This window comes from Caproiciproducens sp. CPB-2 (assembly GCF_036287215.1).
Classification (GTDB): domain Bacteria; phylum Bacillota; class Clostridia; order Oscillospirales; family Acutalibacteraceae; genus Caproiciproducens.
In genome coordinates this window covers 1,846,009-1,864,024 of the sequence record NZ_CP142860.1, presented here as the reverse complement: position 1 = coordinate 1,864,024, position 18,016 = coordinate 1,846,009, and the positions used below count along the sequence as shown (strand labels likewise).

Here is an 18,016-nt window from a genome sequence, read left to right as displayed (position 1 = left end):
GTTACAATATCCAATAAATCAGCATTCGGTTGGAGAGATTGAAAATGGATATTTTTGTTGAACAAATGATCAAGAAAAGAATCGGTAGAAGCGATTGGTTTGTATTTGCCGGGGCCCTCGCGGCAAGCTGCCTGATCCTTACGCTTTTGGCGGTGTACATACCCATGCTTTTGCTGCCGGCTATGGTCGGTATTTTTGTTCTGGACTACTATCTGATTTCTTCGCGCAGCCTGGAATACGAATACAGTGTGACCAACAGCGATCTTACGATCGATAAAATCATCAGCCGACGGAGCAGAAAAAAAGTGATCTCCGTTGATGCGCACGACATTGAAGCTCTGGGCAGGTACCGGAAGGAAGATCATCAAAAACAGTCCTATTCGGCCAGATTCAACGCTTCGGAATATGAAAACGGCCGGGACGCCTGGTACCTTGCGGCGCGCCACCCCCAAAAGGGCAGGGTTCTGGTGCTGTTCAGCCCGAGCGAAAAGGTCCTGACCGCGATCAAACCATTTCTTTCAAGGCAGGTAGCAGTCAATGCTTTTGGCAGGAATTGATTTAGTAGAAATAAAAAGAATCAGGAAATCCATGGAGAATCCGCGCTTTTTACTGAGGATACTCGGCCCCGCCGAGTACGCTCAGCTTGAATTGCGCGGATTTCCCGTTCAGAGCGTCGCCGCCAGCTTCAGCGCAAAAGAAGCCTTTTCCAAAGCGCTGGGCACGGGGATGCGCGGATTTTCGTTCGGCGAGGTGGAGCTGTTGAGAGAGGAAAACGGCAGGCCATATTTTCAATTGCGCGGCAGCGCGCTGAAAATCGTGCAGAAAAGAAAAATTGTTCTCCAGGTCAGCGTGACCCATACAAAAGAATACGCTTCGGCAGTTGTGATCGGGGAGGAGCCTGAAAATGAAGGTATTAAACTGTGAACAGAGCAAGGAGCTTGAAAAAAGCGCCGTCGACTCCGGAATCAGCTATTTGGAGCTGATGGAAAACGCCGGTGCCGCGGCCGTCCGCTTCCTGCGGAAAAAGTTCAGCCTGTCCGGACGGAAAGTCGTGATTCTCTGCGGGAAAGGGAATAACGGAGGAGACGGCTATGTGATGGCGCGCAGGCTGTTTGAGCTCGGCGTGCCGGTTACCGCGGTGATGACCGACGGCCTTCCCCGCACAGACCTTGCAAAGACCGTATTTTCGCGTCTGAAAGATACAGCGGTAAAAATTCTGGACGGTGGGGAAGGCGGGAAGTCAGAAGCCGCCATCGCCTCCGCCGACTTTATCATCGACGCTATTTACGGGACCGGGTTCCACGGCCGTGTTCCGGATGAAATTCTTCCGGTCTTTCACGCGGTGCGAAATTCCGCAGCGGTGGTTGTTTCCCTGGATATCCCCAGCGGTGCCAGCTGCGATTCCGGGGCGGTGGATGGGGAATGCATCCAGGCGGACGATACGATTTCCTTTTCCACCCTGAAAAACGGACATCTGATTCAGCCCGCACAGGATTACTGCGGGCAGGTAACCGTGGCGCCGATCGGTATCGGCGCAGATCTCATCGCCAGCCAGAAGTCGACGTTTGAGGTAACGGAGCTTTCGGCGGCACAATCTCTGCTGAGGCCGCGGAATGCGCTCAGCAATAAAGGAAATTACGGCAGGCTGCTGTGCCTCTGCGGCAGCGACGGGATGGCCGGAGCGGCGGTGATGAGCGTCAAGGCAGCCGTTCGCTGCGGAGCCGGTATTGTGGATGCGGCGCTTCCCCGTACCATTTACCCGATCGTTGCTTCCCAGATTGCGGAGCCGGTTTTCACCCTGCTTGACTATGCGCCGGACGGAACGATGCTTCCCGCCGGCAGGAAGGCGCTGAAGGATGCTCTGTCCAAAGCGAGCGCGTGCCTGATCGGCTGCGGGCTGGGGCGCGGGGAAGAGATGACGCGGATCGTATGCGGTCTCGTTTCCGATTCACAGGTTCCCCTCATTATTGACGCAGATGGCATAAACATCCTTGCGGAGAATATAAATGTATTGGAAACAGCCCGCGTTCCTGTTGTACTGACTCCCCATCCCGGGGAGATGGCCCGTCTGATGAAGACCGCCGTAAAGGATGTGCAGGCCCACCGGTTGGAGTATGCCCGGAGCTTTGCGGAAAAGCACAATGTCATCCTCGTGCTCAAGGGCGCCGGCACATTGATTGCGGAGCCGAACGGAATGGTACATCTCAATCCAACGGGAAATCCCGGAATGGCAAAGGGAGGCAGCGGGGATGTTCTGGCGGGAATGGCGGCTTCCTTTATTGCGCAGGGGATTGACCCTGCGGCGGCGGCGGTCGGCGCGGTGTATCTTCACGGTGAGGCGGGGGATCGCTGTGCGAAAGCGTTTTCCCAGTACGCCATGCTGCCGACGGACATGATCGGTATGCTTCCGGGGCTGTTTCTGGAGCTTGAGCGGTAAAACCGTATTTTTTGTGCGGAGAGTGGAAAGCTATGCGCCGGACAGCGATATGCCTGTTTTCTTTTTTTCTGGTTTTCTCTTTTTCTGCCTGTGCGGCGCAGGAAATGAAGGCCGAAGACATCGTTTTCTGTTTTCACTGCACGGCCGATATTGATTACAACGGCGAAAAAATACAATGCGCATTGAGTCGCGACGCGCCCGGAAGGGCGAACGTGCAGTTTCTTTCCGGGGATATGAACGGTCTGACCTACGATTGGAGCGGCGAAGGATTTTCTGTTTCCTACAGTGGAATTTCCGCCAAAAGCGACGAGTGCGTTTTGCCGGACACCTCTTTTGCCGTCATTTTGCTGCAGGTTCTGGACTATGCGGAGAAAGGCGGCTCCCTTACCAGAACGCATGGGAATGAATTTTCCGGCACCGTGGAGGGCATTGATTTCACAATGACCGCCGACAGAAATACGGGGCAGATTCAAACCATTTCCATTCCTCAAAAAAAACTGAAAGCGCAGATGCGCGACGATACGCAATAAGGGTGTGACGGCGGTTGCACCCTTTTTTTCTATTTAATTTTATGTCAACCTCCGCGCCTAAATAATATTATGTGTTAGGGACTGCAAGCGAATAAATCGTCTGGAGAATGTCAACAATAACCGCAGACCCTATATCATAAATTATTCGGAGCGTGAAAAATGTGAACATTAGAAGAGGCGATATTTATTATGCCGACCTGAGCCCGGTTGTTGGTTCTGAGCAGGGCGGCGTCCGACCTGTGCTGATTGTTCAGAATGATGTTGGAAACCGGTTCAGTCCGACCGTGATTGCCGCGGCAATCACCAGCCAGCGAGCAAAGGCAAACCTTCCAACGCATATTATGCTCAATGCCCAGACCACCGGACTCGCAAAGGATTCCGTTGTCCTGCTTGAACAGGTTCGTACAATCGACAAACACAGATTGAAAGAGCGCATGGGGCGCCTTGATAATACGGCAATGACACAGGTCAATCAGGCTCTATCTATCAGCTTTGGCCTTGATCTTGACGAAGAGGAACGCGAGGCTACATAGAGTTGCCTGAAATCAATAAAAATATGTACATTTCTATTGGCCGTAAAAACCATAAAAATAAAATAAAAAAGAGGAATGGCCTCCCCGCAAAGGAGCAGCAGAAAACCCAGCGGGGAAAACAGGAGCATTAAAATGTGAATCAAATAAAACGCAACGCCGGTTCTTGTGATATGCTACCCCCAGATAGGACAGTGAAATAAAAAAGCACTGTTCTTCAGTCTGGGGGTAAAATTATGCCGAATAGGAAGAAGACAACAGCCGAAGAAAAGATCCGTATTGTAGAATTGTATTTGTCAGGCAAAATTGGATACAGCGAAGCAGGAAAACAGGCGGGAGTAGATTGCAAGACGATTGCGCGTTGGGTCAGTCGGTACAAGACGGAAGGGCCTGCGGGGTTTCTGACCCACGGACACGACCGGGCATACGGCAAGGAAACGAAACTATCGGCAGTTTTGGATTATCTTGCTGGGAAAGGTTCTCTTCAGGAAATCTGCGAAAAGTACGGAATCCGTGATACCCGGCAGCTCAGGGATTGGCTGAGGGTATATAATTGTCATGAAGACTTCAGGATACATACGGGAGGGAGTCGCATGACGAAGGGCCGGGATACAACCGCGAAAGAACGGATGGAGATCGTAAAAGCGTGTATCGTCAACGGGAATGATTACGGCGGTACAGCGCTTAAGTATCGAGTTTCTTACCAGCAGGTTTACACCTGGACGAGGAAATACCGAAATATGGGCAGGGCGGGGCTGGAGGACCGGCGGGGACACCGGGCCGGGACGCTTCCGAGCCGGACGCCGGAAGAAGAACTCAGAGACAAGGTTGCTCAGCTTGAACGGAAAAACTATGATCTGGAAATGGAGAACGCTCTGTTAAAAAAAGTGAAGGAATTGGAGAGGAGGCGACGTTGAGCTTCATCAGGCATCCGGCGGCTTACGGCGCGGTAAGCACGCTGTCTGCGGAACGGGTATTCCCTGTTTGGAAACTCTGCGGCTTTCTGCACATCACGCGCTCGGCGTATTACAGATGGCTGAAGCACCCGAAAAGCAGCCGCGAGTTGGAAAACGAACTCATCGCAGGCGAGGTCGAGAAAATCCATAGCCTGCATACGGATATGGGATACCGCAGAATACGGGATGAGTTGGACAGGCATCATGGCATTCATGTCAACGACAAGCGAGTACTCCGCATCGACCGTGCACTTCATATTCAGTCCAGCGTCAAATACCGTCGGCACGGGTGCACAAAAAGTGCGGCATCGCCGGAATACATTGCCAAAAACTATTTGAACCGCAAATTTTATGCGGACGCTCCGAACCGAAAATGGTTGACCGATGTAACGGAATTCAAGTATTTCATCGGCCCGGAAATCCGCAAGGTTTATCTGAGCGCTATTCTGGACTTGTACGACCGGCGCATCGTTGCCTATGCCGTAGGCGATCATAATGACAACAGGTTGGTATTCAATACGCTGGATGCTGCCGTGGCCGCTAATCCGGACGCACACCCGCTATTTCACAGTGACCGGGGGTACCAGTATACCAGCCGTTCTTTTCACTCGAAATTGCATGCCGCCAAGATGAAGCAAAGCATGTCCAGAGTGGCGCACTGTATTGACAATGGGCCGATGGAAGGCTTTTGGGGTATCCTCAAACGGGAAATGTACTATGGACGCAAATTCACCGACCGGAAACAGATCACGCAAGCCATTTCAGAGTATATTTACTTTTACAACTACCGGCGACTGCAGCGCCGATTGTCTGTTATGACACCCATGGAGTTCCATGCACAGTACGCAAAAGCTGCGTAAAAATTGCTGCCCGCCGGTTCCGGCGGACAGCAGTCCTAAAAATCTTTTTATTTTTTCATTGTCCTCTTGACGGGGTGCACACCATTGTGAGGACCGGCGTTTTTTATCGTAAACATACAATTTTAATTCTGAATCGGATACAATTTATGACACAATGTTTGACCCTGCACCAGTATAATTATTTTTAGCGCAGGGAGGGATCTCTTTGAAGCAGACGATTTACATAGACGTACTGGTCGGTATCAACTTATTTATCAATTATTTTTTGCTGCTTGCCGTTTCAAAATTTCTTTCGCTGCCGGTGAAACGTTCCAGAATGGTTGCAGCCGCGGCCCTGGGTGCGGCCGCTTCTCTTTCTATTCTGCTGCCCGAAACCAATCTTTTTTTATCCTTGGCTTTTAAGCTGGCCGTGTCGGGACTGATTGTTTTATTTGCGTATCCCTATTACGGAATCAAGCAGTTTCTGAGAGAACTGGCCGCCTTTTATATCATGAGCTTTGCCTTTGCGGGTTTCATGCTTGCGCTGTGGTATTTTATCGCCCCGCAGGGGCTCATTATCAAAAATTCGGTGGTTTATTTCAATGTTTCACCGCTTCTTCTGATCATTCTGACAGTTATATGCTATTTTATCATACGCCTGATTCACCGCATTACGGGCCGTCAGGCCCCGGAAAACCTTTTCTGCCGGATTCAGATCGATTTTAACGGAAAGTCGGTTTCCTGTGCCGCAAAGGTGGATACCGGCAACACGCTGACCGAACCGTTTTCAAACGCGCCGGTCGCCGTTGTCTGTGAGGATTGTCTTGACGGAATCGCCCCGCGGCACGAAAGCGGGAAAATCCGGCTGGTGCCGTTTCAGGCGGTTTCGGGGGAGGGGCTTCTTCCGGCGTTTAAACCGGATAAACTGACAGTCATGACAGGAAGAGAGAAGATTGAAGTACACGAGGTGTACATAGCGGTAACCAAATCGAAGCTTGGAGCGTTCAGCGCGCTCTTAAATCCGGATTTACTGCAAAAAACGTCAGCCTAAATTTGGCCGTAGGCAGGCGCGTTTCTCAGCCGCGGCGGCAGCGGCAAAAGGGAAAGAGTGAAAATGGGAATGAATAAGCTGATAAGGGAAATGGGAAATAAGCTGTCATTATTATGGCTGCGATTAGGTCTAAACGGGCATGTACACTATATTAACGGGCCAGAGACTCTTCCTCCGCCGCTGACGAAGAAGGAAGAGGAAAAGGTGATGATGAACATTCTGAACAATGTTCCAAACGCGCGGGAACCGCTGATCACCCACAACCTCAGGCTTGTTGTGTACATCGCCAAAAAGTTTGAATCGAGCAGCGCCGGGGTGGAGGATCTGATCTCGATCGGAACGATTGGGCTGATTAAAGCAGTAAACACTTTTTGCCCCGAGCGCAACATCAAGCTGGCAACCTATGCGTCCCGCTGTATTGAAAACGAAATTCTGATGTACCTCCGTAAAAGCTCCCAGTTAAAAAACGAAGTCTCCATCGACGATCCGTTAAATGTGGACTGGGACGGAAATGAGCTTCTGCTTTCCGATATTCTGGGCAGCGACCAGGATACCGTCAACCGCAACATTGAACAGGAGGTAGAGCGGAATCTTTTGCTGACTGCCGTGTCGCATCTCGCTCCGCGGGAGCGGGAAATCATGCAGCTCCGTTTTGGCCTGAACAATACGAAAGAGCATACGCAGAAGGAAGTAGCCGACACCCTTGGTATTTCACAGTCATACATATCGCGCCTGGAAAAACGGATTATTGAAAGGCTGAAAAAGGACCTGGAGCGCGTAAGCTGAAAAAAGGCGGGCATCACGATGCCCGCCTTTTTCGACGCTTTCTTTATTCCAGTGTGTATTTCAGAATCACCCGGTAGGCTTCTCTCAGGCTTTCATAGTTATAGTGCCGGCAGTTGGCCGGGCTTGTCGAAGGCAGCGCAATGGCCGGACATCCCGCGCTTTTTTCACAAAACCTGCGGTAGAGAGCGGCAGCCTTTGTTCCCGTGGTAAATACCGCGCGGATATCGGTTCCTTTTAAGAGGCCTCCGATATCGTTTGCGACCGGGTCGCGGATACTGCCGTCGTCCGCCCCGGAGATTTTGCAGCTTTTGAGGACATCCCAGAGCGCAATGCGGTTTCTCAGCAGAAATTCCGTTTTTTCCGCGTTGCTTTCTGGAAGCTTCTGACCGTATAAATCCGATACGATTCGCCAGAACCGGTTCTGCGGATGGGAGTAGTAAAACCCGTATTCGCGGGATTTCGGCGAAGGGATCGTCCCTAAAATCAATATTCTTGAGTTTTCATCATAAACAGGTCCAAAGGTATGCTCAACTGTTTCCACCATGGTATTCATCCTTTAACTGCAATGCGTATTTCAGAAGCGCTTCCCGCCGGTTTAAGCATTTGCCGTCCATCACCGCGTTTAAAAGCTGGGAAAGCATCCTGCCGATTTCGGTCCCTTCAGAAATGCCGATCGATAATAAATCCGAGCCTTTGATCTGTAAACCCTTCAGAGAGTAGCATAATCCCCGTGTGAAAATGCTTCGGAATATCGCTTCCGCTTTTTTCAGTCCTTCCAGTCCACGGGTGTCGGGCGGGTTTTGCGCCCGCAGATCCGCGTCCCGCACTTTGAAAAGCAAACTCAGCGTTTTTTTGCCGTACTGATGGAGAAGCTTCAGCAGGCTTCTTTCGTCCGCGGGAAGAGGAAACCGTTGAAGCGCCGTTAGTTCGGAAACAGTTTTCACCGTATCTCTGTCATACCGGAGCCGTAAAAGAATTGCCTTGACAGCTTCGGCGTTTTGGCTGCAGGAACCGTCAAAGGATTCTTTTTCGTTTCGGCTTTGTTCAGACGGGGCAGATTGTCGGATATGATATAAAAGCATAGTCAGCCGTAAAACGGGTGTTGCTTCTACCTTTGAAACGGCTTTCAGCGTGTGTTCCCATTCGTCCAATTGAGTCATGAAGCAAAATTCCGGAAGGATCTGCTCCAGCACGGTGCGGTATTTTCGAAGTACCTCGGACGGGTTTCCGCAAAGGAGCCTGGTCAGCTCCGACTGAATGCGCTCCCGGGCGATTTGTTGGAGCAGCCCGCAATTGGACAGAATGGCGGCCGAGGTGTTTGGCTCCGGGGAAAATCCCAGCACGGAAGAAAAGCGAAGCGCCCGCAAAATTCTGAGCCCGTCCTCCTGAAAACGCAGGCCGGGGGTTCCGACGCATCGGATGATTCGGTTTTTCAGGTCATCCATCCCGCCAAAGCAGTCGATTACGCCGTCGGCGTGCGAATAGGCCAGGGCGTTGACGGTAAAATCCCTGCGCGATAAATCATCTTTTAAGCTGCGGGTAAAGCGGACGCTGTCCGGATGCCGGTTGTCGGAATACTGTCCGTCCACCCGGAAGGTGGTCACTTCCACGGGCCGATGATCGATCAGCACCGAAAGGGTTCCGTGCTGAATTCCGGTTTTTGCGCACGGATAGCTGCTGAAAATGCGTTCCGTTTCCTCGGGCGGGGCGGAGGTGGTCACATCCCAGTCGTTTGGCTCCAGCCCGAGGATGGAATCCCGCACACAGCCGCCGACAACATAGGCCTCAAAGCCGGAAGCCGTCAGTTTTTGAAGAACCGTTTCAACCTGCGGCGATATCTGAATTTGCATGGCTCCGCCTCGCTTGCTCTTATTTCCTGTTTTTACAGGATACGGATTGATTATAGTATATACGACTTTATAACGGAAAAGCAATTCCCTTTCCCCATAATATTTTTACTGCCGGCTCCGCATGAATCACTCCGCCCATGGTAATAATGGTAGTAAGTTATTCCATGGAAATGAGGGAACGGCATGCAGTACAATAAAGTCGAAATCTGCGGAGTCAATACTTCGAAATTAAAAGTACTTACCGAAAAGGAAAAAATGCAGCTGTTGCGCCGGGTGAAAGAAGGGGATATGAAAGCCCGCGACGAACTCATTAACGGGAACCTGCGTCTTGTTTTAAGCGTCATTCAGCGCTTTACAAACCGCGGGGAAAATCTTGACGATCTTTTTCAGGTGGGCTGCATCGGCCTGATCAAGGCGATCGACCACTTTGACATCAATCAGGGCGTCCGTTTCAGCACCTATGGGGTGCCCATGATCATTGGAGAAATCCGGCGTTATCTGAGGGATAACAATTCCATACGTGTCAGCCGGTCGCTGCGTGACACCGCGTATAAGGCCATGCAGGCGAAAGAAAGAATGACGGCTGAAAACAACCGCGAGCCCAGCATTGATGAAATAGCAAAAGAATTGAACCTGCCGAGGGAGGATGTGGTGCTTGCGCTGGAATCCATTGTGGAACCGGTTTCGCTTTTTGAGCCGGTTTTTTCAGACGGCGGCGACACCATTTATGTGATGGATCAGGTGGGCGACAACAACGACGATTCCAACTGGCTGGACGAAATCGCGCTGAAGGAAGCGATCCGCGATTTGAACAGCAGGGAAAAGCGGATTCTTTCCATGCGCTTTTTCCAGGGAAAAACACAGATGGAGGTTGCTTCGGAGATCGGAATCAGTCAGGCGCAGGTTTCCAGGCTGGAAAAGGCCGCGCTGGATAAGATCAAGAAAGACATTTAGCTGTTGTTTCCTTTCCCGTCACGTCAACTTCACAATCAGCAATTATACTGGGCGCTGTAATAGATTGTAAGGAATCGGAGGACCTTCTATGCAGCCCATCATTGTGAAGTTCAGAAAAAAACCTTATATCCCCGCGCTGATATTGATTGCGGCGCTGTCGTTTACCTTAAACTTCTACGCGATTTCCAACTACGGAACCGGAAACGAATATTACGCGGCGTGTGTAAAAAGCATGACGCTGAGCTTTAAAAATTTCTTCTTTGTTTCATTTGATCCCGCCGGAATGGTTTCTGTGGATAAGCCCCCGCTCGGCTTGTGGACGCAGGCGATTTCCGTACTTATTTTCGGCTATCACGGCTGGGCCATGCTGCTCCCGCAGGCTTTGGCGGGCGCGGCCTCCACCGTGATGATTTACATTTTGACCGCCCGGTATTTCGGGCGGCCCGCCGGGCTTGTTTCGGCCCTGCTTTTTGCCATAACCCCGGTCGTCGTTGTCGCATCGCGCAACAATACGATGGATATGCAGCTGATTTTTGTATTGCTGGCAGCGGCGTGGTTTCTTTTTCGCTCGATCGACAGCGGAAGATGGAAATATCTGTTTCTCGCGGCGCTGTTTGTCGGATTGGGCTTTAATATTAAAATGCTGCAGGCATACATGATTTTGCCCGCCGTTGCCCTGACTTATCTGTTTTTTGCAAAAGAAAAAATTGGAAAACGGATTCTTGCCGGGATTTTGAGTATGGTCATTGTTCTGGGAGTCTCTTTCGCATGGGTGCTTGCCGTGGAATTTTACCCCGCTGGAAACCGGCCTTACGTGGACAGCACCAGCAGCAATTCCATGATCGAACTGATTTTCGGCCATAACGGCACGGAAAGGCTGTTTGGACAAAGCATGGGCGGCGGAATGGGAGGCGGCTTTGGCCGTTCATCCGACAGGGATGCTTCCGGTTCGGCACCACAAACGAATGATGACGGAAACGGGACGCCTCCCGACGGTTACGGGCAGGGCGTGCCGGACGGTAACGCGAATGGAAGCGGACAGGGAATGCCCGGCGGCAATGCAGATGGGAACGGGCAGGGCACGTCCGACGGTGCCGATGAAAGCGGGCGGAACATGCCTGACGGCGGTGCGGACGGCCGCGGAGACCGCCAGGACGGCGGCCGAAATATGGGTGCGAATGGGATGGGCGGTTCTGAAATCGGGAATGCGTCCCCTCTGCGGCTGTGGACGTCAAATTTATACGGGCAGGGTTCCTGGTTCCTGCTGTTCGCCCTTTGCAGCATGCTGCTCTGCGTGAACAAATGGAACTTCAGAAGAAAAAATGAGCGTCAGGGTGCTTTTGTATTCTGGTCTTTGTGGCTGATTACCATGGCGGTTTTCTTCAGCTTTGCCGGATTCTATCACCGGTATTATCTCTGCATGATGGCGCCCGCCATTGCCGTCCTGAGCGGCATCGGAATTGTTACCATCTACAACGGGCTGAAGCACAGACGGGAGAAAAAAATGGAGTATCTTCGTCCCGTGCTTCTGCTGGCTGCGTTCCTTCTCAATCTTGCTCTGCAGATTGTCTGTGTTTTGCGGTATTCCGAACTGAAGACATGGCTGTTTCCCGTTATGCTTGCCGCGGCGGGCATTGGAATCCTCCTGTTCGCTGTTTATTGTGTCAGACATAAGCGCGGCGTTCTCGCGGTTTCTCTGACGGTGCTTGTCCTGTCCTCAGTGGCGGCTCCTTTTTACTGGGCGCTTACGCCGGTCATGGGCGTAACGAATTCCACAATGCCGTACGCCGGTCCGGAGCTGGTGCAAAGCGGACAGGGGAATGGAACCGGTATGCCGTCGGACAACGGCAGCGCGCAGAGCGCCTCTTTGGAAGCTTATCTGGTGAAAAATTATAAAGAGGGCAGCTTTCTTGTTACCGCACAGCGTTCCAGCAGCGTAGCGCAGTTCATCATTGACACCGGCCTGCCCTGCTATGCTTACGGAGGGTTCCTGGGTTCGGACAATTCCCTTACGGTCGATCAGCTGAAAACGTTTGTCGCTCAGGGAAAAATCACTTATTTCCTGTTGAATGGAAGCTTCGGCGGTTCCGGTTCCGATATTGAGTCTTATGTAAAAGAAAACGCGGTGTTGGTGGATTCCGGCGAATACAGCTCCAATACAAGCAATGTCGGCCAAATGGGCGGCCAGGGCGGCACTTTATATCTGTTTCAGTCGTAACGGTTTTCTTTGATCGATTGCGGCGCAAAAAATCCCCTGTGAATTTCACAGGGGATTTTGGATCAGCGGGAATTATTTGCAGAATTTTTCGATGTAGCTGTCAATGGAGCTCTGAATGATTTCCTTGGCATCTTCGGGCCCTTTGACTTCGTCGATTGCCGTCACTTTTCCCTCCAGCTGTTTGTAAACGGAAAAGAAATGGGACATTTCGTCAAAAATATGTTTCGGCAGCTCCTTAATGTCACGGTAGCCGTTATAGGTGGGGTCGTTAAACGGAATCGCGATGATTTTCTCGTCTTTCATCCCGTTGTCCACCATAATAATTACGCCGATGGCATAACACCGCACCAGGGAAAGCGGACGGATATCCTCGGAACAGAGGACAAGTACGTCAAGAGGGTCATTATCGCTGGCGTAAGTACGGGGAATAAAGCCGTAGTTCGCGGGATAATGAGTGGAAGTGTAAAGAATCCGGTCCATCAGCAGCAAACCGGTTTCCTTGTCGAGCTCATATTTGATTTTACAGCCCTTTGGAATTTCTATGACGGCACAAAAGTCTTCTGTCTTAATTCTTTTTGGTGAGATATCATGCCAAATATTCATAATAGCCTCCTGATTTTTTCTCGGATAATTATACCATTTTCTTTTTAATTAATCAATTAATTAATTATATAACAAAGTTCGGCATATATCTGTAGGGGAGGTGGAAGCGTGAATTGCCGGATCATTGATATGCGCCATAAAGAAGTCATCAATGTAAAGGACGGGACCCGGATAGGATGTGTCTGTGATGTGGAAATAGACACCGCGGACGCCAGAGTGATTGCCATTGTAATTTACGGCCGCCTGCGCTGCTTCGGACTGCTGGGCAGGGAGGACGATATTATTATTAAATGGCAGGATATTCAGGTAATAGGGGACGATACTATTTTGGTGACGTATAATAACTATTGCCGAACGAAAAAAAGAGGGCGCGGGTTTGGCGGATTCTTTGGCAACTGAAAAACTCTTGAATTTTATTCTTTTATATGCTATAATTAGCCGCGCAATAAAAAAACACACGTCTCTGCTATGACGATTTGGTGCCCGGCTTCCGGGTGTTGCGTCTGTTAAAGCGGGACGGAGGAAAAACCAAGGAGGATTATTATGTCAGTAGTATCAATGAAACAACTTTTGGAGGCCGGTGTTCACTTCGGTCACCAGACCAGAAGATGGAACCCGAAAATGGCTCCGTATATCTTTACGGAACGCAACGGCATCTACATCATCGACCTGCAGAAAACCGTCAAGAAGCTGGAGGACGCTTACAGCTTTGTCCGCAGCCTTTCCGCTGAAGGCAAATCCGTACTGTTTGTCGGCACCAAAAAGCAGGCTCAGGATTCCGTGAAGGACGAAGCGGAACGCGCAGGCGCTTATTTTGTCAACGCGCGCTGGTTGGGCGGCATGCTGACCAACTTCCGTACGATCCGCCGCAGAATCGACCGCTTGAACCAGCTCAAGACCATGGAAGAAGACGGCACCTTTGATCTTCTGCCGAAAAAAGAAGTCATTAAGCTTCGCCTTGAGATTGAAAAGCTCGAGAAATTCCTGGGCGGCATCAAGGATATGAAACAAATTCCCGGCGCACTGTTTATCGTTGACCCGCGCAAAGAGAGAATCGCCGTAGCGGAAGCCAAAAAGCTCGGCATCCCGATTGTCGCGATTGTCGACACCAACTGTGATCCGGATGAAATCGATTATGTTATTCCCGGCAACGACGATGCGATCCGTGCCGTCAAGCTGATTTCCGCAACCGTCGCAAACGCAATCGTCGAAGGCAAGGAAGGCCAGATGGGCGCCGCTGCCGCCGAAGCGGAAGAAGAAAAAGTGAATGAAGCAGAAGCCGCGGAATAATCGGTAATATGCGCAGATAATAAATAAAACGAATATTAAGAGCGGAGGAAACAGAATGGCTTTTACAGCTAAAGATGTTGCAGCGCTTCGTGAGAAGACCGGCTGCGGGATGATGGACTGCAAAAAAGCGCTGGAAGCATCCAATGGAGACATGGATGCCGCGATCGACTTTTTAAGAGAGAAAGGCCTTGCGGCCGCTACGAAAAAGGCGGGTCGTATTGCAGCCGAAGGCGTTGCTTTTGCATGCCTGAATGAGGAAGGAACCGTCGGTGTGGACATCGAGGTCAACGCCGAAACCGACTTTGTTGCGAAGAATGCGGATTTCCAGCACTTCGTAAAGGTCTGTGCGGATACGGTCATCGAGTCCAATCCTGCCGATGTGGAGGCTTTGCTTCAGTGCAAAGCAAGCGGTTCGGATCAGACGGTCGACGCGATGCTCAAGGATAAGATCCTGACCATCGGTGAGAACATTAAGATTCGTCGTTTCAAGCGTTTTGAAGGCGTGGTTGCAGCCTATATCCATGCAGCCGGAAAAATCGGCGTTCTTGTTAAATTCGATACTTCCGCGGAAATTGCGGCCAAGGAAGAGTTTAAGGAGTACGCGAAGAATATCGCCATGCAGATTGCGGCCATCAGCCCGCAGTACCTCGATCAGAAATCGGTTCCCGCCGATGTTGTTGAACATGAGAAGACCATTCTGAAAGAGCAGATTATCAACGATGGCAAACCTGCTGCAATTGCTGATAAGATTGTTACCGGAAGACTTGGAAAGTTCTTTAAGGAAATCTGCCTTTTGGATCAGGCCTATGTCAAAGACGGCGATCTTTCCGTGCAGCAGTACACGGAGGCTACCGCAAAAGAGCTTGGCGGCTCCATTTCGATTGTAGATTATGTCCGCTTTGAAAAGGGCGAAGGCCTTGAGAAGCGCGAGGATAATTTTGCAGAAGAAATCGCCAGCATGGTTAAGTAAGAATTCACTGAGGAATAGCGCAGGAAAACAATCCTGCGCTATTTTTATGCCTTCCTCCTGTTACCGCTTTCGGAGAAATGTTTCTAAATTATAAAACTTGACAATAATAACTATATTTAGTTATGAAAGCCTTTACTTTACACAATGCTTATTGTAGAATAATATAAAATGAAAACAGGGGTGTTTTATTTGCAACCTAAATATAACAGAATTCTTCTCAAGCTGAGCGGCGAATCTCTCGCGGGCAGCGAGACCCACGGAATTGATTTTGACACGGTGCTGAAAATCTGCGGACCGATCAAAAAATGTGCGGATATGGGGGTTCAGATCGGAATCGTTGTTGGCGGCGGCAATTTCTGGCGCGGCCGCAGCAGCGGAAAAATGGACAGGACCCGCGCGGATCATATGGGAATGCTCGCCACCACCATCAACGCGCTTGGCGTGGCCGACGCGTTGGAACAGCTCGGCGTTCAGGTCCGTGTGCAGACCGCGATTGCGATGCAGCAAATTGCCGAACCCTACATCCGCAACCGCGCCGTACGGCATCTGGAAAAGGGAAGAGTCGTCGTATTTGGCTGCGGTACCGGAAACCCGTTCTTCTCAACCGATACGGCGGCGGCGCTGCGGGCAGCCGAAATTGACGCAGACATTATTTTAAAAGCCACCATGGTTGACGGCGTTTATGACAGCGACCCCAAAAAGAATCCGGACGCCGTAAAATTTGACACCCTGTCCTTTATGGACGTACTCAACCGAAACCTGCAGGTGATGGACAGCACGGCTGCTTCACTATGCAAAGATAATAAAATTCCGATTCTTGTTTTCAGCATCGGCGAGCCGGATAATATTATCAAAGCCGTTTGCGGGGAATCGATCGGAACACTTGTGAAGGAGGACTAATGATGAAAGAAGTATTGGAACGCGCAGAGGACCATATGAAGAAATGTGTCAGTGCTCTGTCTGATGATTTTGCATCCATCAGAGCGGGCAGGGCGAACCCGGCGGTGCTGGATAAAGTAAAAGTCGATTATTACGGCACGCCGACCGCTATTAACCAGCTTGCGGCGGTGGCGGTAAGCGAAGCGCGGATTCTGACCATTCAACCCTGGGATATTTCCGTATGCCGCGCCATTGAAAAGGCCATTCAGACCTCGGACATCGGCATCAATCCTCAGAGCGACGGCAAGGTCATCCGGATTACATTTCCTCCGCTTACGGAGGAAAGACGCCGCGACCTGGTGAAGGAAATCAGCAAGATGGCCGAGGAGCGCAAGATCGCGATCCGCAATATGCGCCGTGACGCGATGGAAAAGCTCAAAGGCATGAAGAAAAATTCGGAGCTCACGGAAGACGAGCTGAAGCAGGCGGAAAAGAAAACGCAGGATTTAACCGATAAATATTGCAAACAGGTAGACGGCGCATTTGAAAAAAAGCAAAAGGAAATTATGGAAATATAGGTAAGAAAATGGAACAACAGTATCTTCCAAAGCATCTGGGGATCATTATGGACGGAAATGGCCGGTGGGCTAAAAAACGCGGACTCCCGCGTTCCGCCGGCCATACCGTAGGAGCGGCTGTCTTCAAGACAATCACGCGCTACTGCAGTTCGATTGGAATTGAGTATCTTACGGTATATGCTTTTTCAACGGAGAACTGGCGGCGTCCAAAAGAGGAAATCGGGGCTTTAATGAAGCTGTTCAAGCAGTATCTTGAAGATGCTCTGCGTGACTTTTTAAATGAGAACATAAAAGTACGTTTTATCGGGGATGTGTCGGCTTTTCCGCCGGAGCTGCAGAAACTGATTCGTGAAACGGAGAAGGTTTCGGAAAAGCGCACCGGTATGGTCCTGAACATTGCCATGAATTACGGCGGGCGTGCGGAAATCGTACACGCGGCCAGAATGCTTGCCGAGGATGTGCAAAAGGGAAGGCTGTCCCCTGAACAGATCAGTGAAGCTGCCGTTGCCGAGCGGCTCTATACCGGCGGACAACCCGACCCGGATCTGATTATCCGGCCGAGCGGGGAAAGCCGTATCTCGAATTTTTTACTGTGGCAGTCGGCTTACGCCGAATACGTTGTAATGGATATTTTGTGGCCTGACTTTAAGCCAAGGGATTTAGATCGCGCATTAAACGAATACGCGAGCCGCAACAGGCGCTTTGGAGGGGTTTAATTGAGAGAAAGGGTTGCTTCAGGAGTATCTCTTGTCCTTTTTTTGGCCGCGATTGTAGTATTTAACAGCACCGTTCCGGCAGCTTTGAACATTGCGATTGCTTTGATTTCAGTTTTGGCTGTTTTTGAAATTATTTCCGCTTTGGGATTGTCCAAAAATTTTGTCCTGCTTATCCCAAGCCTGATCTTTTCCGCGGTAATTCCGCTGATACAGGTTGATATGCTGCAGCAGGCCGCCTATTTTCTTTACACGGTCGTCATATTCGGGGCATTGATTCTGTACCATAAGGTGATCACCTTCCGCGAGGTGGGCGTCATCTACAGTATGTCGCTGATGATTCCGACGGCCCTTGAAACCTTGATCAGCTTGCGCAATCTTGGCGGGAGGCACGGCATGTTTTATGTGATTATTGCGATTTTTTCTGCCTGGATAGCGGATACCGGGGCGTTTTTTGCCGGCAGCCTTTGGGGAAAACATAAATTGTGTCCGGATATCAGCCCGAAAAAGACGGTGGAGGGCGTTATCGGCGGCTTTGTTCTGAATATTGTCGCCATGATCGTTTTCGGATATATTTTCCACGCGGTTTACTATGCTTACAGCGTCGAAATATCGTACCTGACGCTGGTGGTCATCGGATTTTTCGGAACGATTATGTCCATTCTGGGCGACCTCAGCTTTTCGCTCATCAAGCGCAGCTGCCATATCAAGGACTTTGGGGAAATCATTCCGGGGCACGGCGGGATTCTGGACCGCTTTGACAGCGTGATTTTTGAAGCGCCGTTTGTGTATTTGCTTGTCCAGTTTATGCCGCTTGTCTTTCAATAAATAT

Annotated in this window: 21 protein-coding genes; 18 read left to right on the top strand and 3 right to left on the bottom strand. The window is 50.6% G+C overall.

What is annotated here, in order from left to right:
- Window positions 1-44: 44 nt before the first annotated feature.
- The 9 genes from VXK30_RS09285 (at window position 45) to sigE (ending at window position 7,129) form a co-directional block, all read left to right on the top strand.
- Window positions 45-557 carry a DUF6106 family protein gene (locus VXK30_RS09285; protein WP_275717283.1) on the top strand — a complete coding sequence of 171 codons (513 nt, stop codon included), beginning with the start codon at window positions 45-47 and terminating at the stop codon, window positions 555-557.
- Entirely contained in the window at window positions 538-924 is a 387-nt protein-coding gene (gene acpS / locus VXK30_RS09280) for a holo-ACP synthase (protein ID WP_275717285.1), read from the top strand. The genes VXK30_RS09285 and acpS overlap by 20 nt, the downstream gene beginning before the upstream one ends.
- Window positions 905-2,437: an NAD(P)H-hydrate dehydratase gene (locus VXK30_RS09275; RefSeq protein WP_275717287.1), complete on the top strand. Its 1,533-nt coding sequence runs from the start codon at window positions 905-907 to the stop codon at window positions 2,435-2,437. The genes acpS and VXK30_RS09275 overlap by 20 nt, the downstream gene beginning before the upstream one ends.
- A gap of 32 nt (window positions 2,438-2,469) precedes the next feature.
- Window positions 2,470-2,967 (top strand): hypothetical protein, encoded by a 498-nt coding sequence (locus tag VXK30_RS09270; RefSeq protein ID WP_275717289.1) that lies wholly within the window; start codon window positions 2,470-2,472, stop codon window positions 2,965-2,967.
- 161 nt (window positions 2,968-3,128) lie between these two features.
- Window positions 3,129-3,500 (top strand): type II toxin-antitoxin system PemK/MazF family toxin, encoded by a 372-nt coding sequence (locus VXK30_RS09265; protein WP_038324246.1) that lies wholly within the window; start codon window positions 3,129-3,131, stop codon window positions 3,498-3,500.
- Between the two features lie 233 nt (window positions 3,501-3,733).
- Window positions 3,734-4,414, top strand: coding sequence for a helix-turn-helix domain-containing protein (locus tag VXK30_RS09260; protein ID WP_329493119.1), 681 nt, complete (start codon window positions 3,734-3,736; stop codon window positions 4,412-4,414).
- Window positions 4,411-5,313, top strand: a complete 903-nt coding sequence (locus tag VXK30_RS09255) for an IS3 family transposase (RefSeq protein WP_329493117.1) — start codon at window positions 4,411-4,413, stop codon at window positions 5,311-5,313. The genes VXK30_RS09260 and VXK30_RS09255 overlap by 4 nt, the downstream gene beginning before the upstream one ends.
- A 205-nt stretch (window positions 5,314-5,518) precedes the next feature.
- Complete coding sequence (locus VXK30_RS09250; RefSeq protein ID WP_275715954.1) at window positions 5,519-6,343, top strand: sigma-E processing peptidase SpoIIGA; 825 nt, start codon at window positions 5,519-5,521, stop codon at window positions 6,341-6,343.
- A 90-nt stretch (window positions 6,344-6,433) separates the two neighbouring features.
- Window positions 6,434-7,129 (top strand): RNA polymerase sporulation sigma factor SigE, encoded by a 696-nt coding sequence (sigE, locus tag VXK30_RS09245; RefSeq protein ID WP_275715977.1) that lies wholly within the window; start codon window positions 6,434-6,436, stop codon window positions 7,127-7,129.
- A gap of 43 nt (window positions 7,130-7,172) precedes the next feature.
- Here the strand turns inward: sigE and VXK30_RS09240 are convergent, their stop codons facing one another.
- Entirely contained in the window at window positions 7,173-7,673 is a 501-nt protein-coding gene (locus VXK30_RS09240; protein ID WP_275715952.1) for a DNA-deoxyinosine glycosylase, read from the bottom strand.
- Window positions 7,657-8,979: a CCA tRNA nucleotidyltransferase gene (locus tag VXK30_RS09235; RefSeq protein WP_275715950.1), complete on the bottom strand. Its 1,323-nt coding sequence runs from the start codon at window positions 8,977-8,979 to the stop codon at window positions 7,657-7,659. The genes VXK30_RS09240 and VXK30_RS09235 overlap by 17 nt, the downstream gene beginning before the upstream one ends.
- 183 nt (window positions 8,980-9,162) lie before the next feature.
- Here VXK30_RS09235 and sigG point away from each other — a divergent pair, with 183 nt between their 5' ends.
- Window positions 9,163-9,933, top strand: coding sequence for an RNA polymerase sporulation sigma factor SigG (gene sigG / locus VXK30_RS09230; protein ID WP_038324238.1), 771 nt, complete (start codon window positions 9,163-9,165; stop codon window positions 9,931-9,933).
- Window positions 9,934-10,021: 88 nt separating this feature from the next.
- Window positions 10,022-12,151, top strand: coding sequence for an ArnT family glycosyltransferase (locus VXK30_RS09225; RefSeq protein ID WP_275715947.1), 2,130 nt, complete (start codon window positions 10,022-10,024; stop codon window positions 12,149-12,151).
- 72 nt (window positions 12,152-12,223) lie between these two features.
- Here VXK30_RS09225 and VXK30_RS09220 read toward each other — a convergent pair whose 3' ends face one another.
- Entirely contained in the window at window positions 12,224-12,754 is a 531-nt protein-coding gene (locus tag VXK30_RS09220; RefSeq protein WP_038324237.1) for an inorganic diphosphatase, read from the bottom strand.
- A 108-nt stretch (window positions 12,755-12,862) separates the two neighbouring features.
- Here VXK30_RS09220 and VXK30_RS09215 point away from each other — a divergent pair, with 108 nt between their 5' ends.
- The 7 genes from VXK30_RS09215 to VXK30_RS09185 all read left to right on the top strand — a co-directional run bounded on the left by VXK30_RS09215 (window position 12,863) and on the right by VXK30_RS09185 (window position 18,012).
- Window positions 12,863-13,153, top strand: coding sequence for a YlmC/YmxH family sporulation protein (locus VXK30_RS09215; RefSeq protein WP_243122456.1), 291 nt, complete (start codon window positions 12,863-12,865; stop codon window positions 13,151-13,153).
- A gap of 144 nt (window positions 13,154-13,297) precedes the next feature.
- Window positions 13,298-14,044, top strand: coding sequence for a 30S ribosomal protein S2 (gene rpsB, locus VXK30_RS09210; protein WP_275715942.1), 747 nt, complete (start codon window positions 13,298-13,300; stop codon window positions 14,042-14,044).
- A 55-nt stretch (window positions 14,045-14,099) separates the two neighbouring features.
- Window positions 14,100-15,014 (top strand): translation elongation factor Ts, encoded by a 915-nt coding sequence (tsf, locus tag VXK30_RS09205; protein ID WP_275715940.1) that lies wholly within the window; start codon window positions 14,100-14,102, stop codon window positions 15,012-15,014.
- A 189-nt stretch (window positions 15,015-15,203) separates the two neighbouring features.
- Window positions 15,204-15,914, top strand: a complete 711-nt coding sequence (gene pyrH / locus VXK30_RS09200; RefSeq protein WP_275715938.1) for a UMP kinase — start codon at window positions 15,204-15,206, stop codon at window positions 15,912-15,914.
- Window positions 15,915-15,916: 2 nt separating this feature from the next.
- The gene (gene frr, locus VXK30_RS09195) at window positions 15,917-16,471 is read left to right on the top strand and encodes a ribosome recycling factor (protein ID WP_275715936.1); all 555 of its coding nucleotides are present in this window, start codon (window positions 15,917-15,919) and stop codon (window positions 16,469-16,471) included.
- An 8-nt stretch (window positions 16,472-16,479) separates the two neighbouring features.
- Complete coding sequence (locus tag VXK30_RS09190; protein WP_275715934.1) at window positions 16,480-17,187, top strand: isoprenyl transferase; 708 nt, start codon at window positions 16,480-16,482, stop codon at window positions 17,185-17,187.
- Window positions 17,188-18,012 (top strand): phosphatidate cytidylyltransferase, encoded by an 825-nt coding sequence (locus tag VXK30_RS09185; protein WP_275715932.1) that lies wholly within the window; start codon window positions 17,188-17,190, stop codon window positions 18,010-18,012.
- Window positions 18,013-18,016 lie beyond the last annotated feature (4 nt).